This is a genomic window from Enterobacter cloacae complex sp. 2022EL-00981, from assembly GCF_028737495.1.
Taxonomy (GTDB): Bacteria; Pseudomonadota; Gammaproteobacteria; order Enterobacterales; family Enterobacteriaceae; genus Enterobacter; species Enterobacter cloacae.
In genome coordinates this window covers 1-2,768 of sequence record NZ_JAQZRK010000059.1, presented here as the reverse complement: position 1 = coordinate 2,768, position 2,768 = coordinate 1, and the positions used below count along the sequence as shown (strand labels likewise).

The 2,768-nt window shown below is 66.7% G+C and carries 1 protein-coding gene; it reads left to right on the top strand.

The window, feature by feature from the left end:
- Positions 1-2,768 (top strand): Ig-like domain-containing protein (locus tag PUZ33_RS25025; RefSeq protein ID WP_274205381.1); only part of this gene is annotated, 2,768 nt, incomplete at both ends.

Sequence of the window (2,768 nt, the reverse complement as noted above, 5' to 3'; positions counted from 1 at the left end):
GAGCCGACCACGCCGCTGCCGGACGGGAAGTACACCCTGACGGCGAAAGAGACCGACGGCGTGGGCAATGTCTCCGGTCCGTCCGGTGAGTACATCATCAACGTGGCCACCGTACCGCCGCAGGCACCGACGCTGGACACCGTCTATGACGACGTGGCCCCGCATGCGGACTACCTGCAGAAGGGCGATGTCACCAACGACACCACCCCGACCCTGAGCGGCAGCAGCGGCGTGGCGGGTGGTACCATCAGTATCTACGACAACGGTCGTCTGATTGGCACCACCACCGTGGGCATCAACGGCAGCTGGAGCTTCACGCCGGATACGGCGCTGGCAGACGGCAGCCATAACTTTACCGCCACCGTCACCGACGGCGTGGGCCGCACCAGTGAGCCAACCGGCGGCTTCGGTATCGTTATCGATACAAAAGCCCCGGACGCAGCCTCTGACCTGCTGGTCACCGACAACGTCGGCGCCTACCAGGGCCCGGTCGTGAGCGGCGACACCACCGATGACAACACCCCGACCCTGAGCGGTAAGGCCGAGCCGGGCAGCACGGTGAACATCATCGACAACGGCCAGGTCATCGGCACCGCGAAGGTGAACCCGGACGGCACCTGGAGCTACACCCCGGACCAGCCGCTGGCGAACGGCGCACACGACCTGACCACCACCGTCACCGATCCGTCGGGCAACACCGGGCCGGAAGGCTCGCACGTGGTCATCACCGTTGACGTGGTCCCGGGCAAGGTGGAAATCACCGCCGTGACCGACGACACCGGCAGCGTGACCGGCAGCCTGTCGCAGGGCGCGCTCACCGACGACACCCGTCCGCAAATCAGCGGCACGGCGAAGGCGGGCAGCACCGTGACCATCATGGACGGCAGCAACGTGCTGGGCACCACCACCGCGGGCGCGGACGGCACCTGGAGCTTCACGCCGAGCGTGGACCTGGGCCGCGGCGACCACACCTTCACCGCCACGGCGAAGGACCCGATGGGCAACGAGTCAAGCAGCAGCTGGACCGTGACCATCGACACCGATGCACCGGTGAAACCGACCATCGATGCGGCGCTGGACGACGTGGGCAGCGTGCAGGGTAACCTGGCGAACGGCGGCACCACCGACGATCCGACGCCAACCCTGAGCGGCAAGGCCGAGCCGGGCAGTACCGTGAAAATCTACGATCAGAACGGCCTGCTGGGCGAAGTGACGGCGAAAGCCGACGGCACCTGGAGCTTCTCGCCGGTGGCGAAACTGCCGGAAGGCGAGCACCGCTTCCACGTGACGGCCACCGACAGGGCGGGCAACACCAGTTCTGCGTCAGATGACTTTGTCCTGACCCTGGACTACACCGCCCCGGATGCGAGCAAGCTGGCGATCACCGAAGTCTATGACGACGTGAACACCGCAGGCGTGATTGCCTCCGGCGGGGAAACCGACGACAACCGTCCGCTGATCAAGGGAACGGGCGCAGAGCCGGGCAACACCATCACCGTCTACAACGGCGACAAGGTGATTGGCACCGCGAAAGTGCAGGCCGACGGTACCTGGTCCCTGGAGCCGACCACGCCGCTGCCGGACGGGAAGTACACCCTGACGGCGAAAGAGACCGACGGCGTGGGCAACGTCTCCGGTCCGTCCGGTGAATACATCATCAACGTGGCCACCGTACCGCCGCAGGCACCGACGCTGGACACCGTCTATGACGACGTGGCCCCGCATGCGGACTACCTGCAGAAGGGCGATGTCACCAACGACACCACCCCGACCCTGAGCGGCAGCAGCGGCGTGGCGGGCGGCACCATCAGTATCTACGACAACGGTCGTCTGATTGGCACCACCACCGTGGGCAGCAACGGCAGCTGGAGCTTCACGCCGGATACGGCGCTGGCAGACGGCAGCCATAACTTTACCGCCACCGTCACCGACGGCGTGGGCCGCACCAGTGAGCCAACCGGCGGCTTCGGTATCGTTATCGATACAAAAGCCCCGGACGCAGCCTCTGACCTGCTGGTCACCGACAACGTCGGTGCGTACCAGGGCCCGGTCGTGAGCGGCGACACCACCGATGACAACACCCCGACCCTGAGCGGTAAGGCCGAGCCGGGCAGCACGGTGAACATCATCGACAACGGCCAGGTCATCGGCACCGCGAAGGTGAACCCGGACGGCACCTGGAGCTACACCCCGGACCAGCCGCTGGCGAACGGCGCACACGACCTGACCACCACCGTCACCGATCCGTCGGGCAACACCGGGCCGGAAGGCTCGCACGTGGTCATCACCGTTGACGTGGTCCCGGGCAAGGTGGAAATCACCGCCGTGACCGACGACACCGGCAGCGTCACCGGCAGCCTGTCGCAGGGCGCGCTCACCGACGACACCCGTCCGCAAATCAGCGGCACGGCGAAGGCGGGCAGCACCGTGACCATCATGGACGGCAGCAACGTGCTGGGCACCACCACGGCGGGCGCGGACGGCACCTGGAGCTTCACGCCGAGCGTGGATCTGGGCCGCGGCGACCACACCTTCACCGCCACGGCGAAGGACCCGATGGGCAACGAGTCAAGCAGCAGCAGCTGGATCGTGACCATCGACACCGATGCACCGGTGAAACCGACCATCGACGCGGCGCTGGACGACGTGGGCAGCGTGCAGGGTAACCTGGCGAACGGCGGCACCACCGACGATCCGACCCCGACCCTGAGCGGTAAGGCGGAAGCGGGCAGCACCGTGAAGATCTACGATCAGAACGGCCTGCTGGG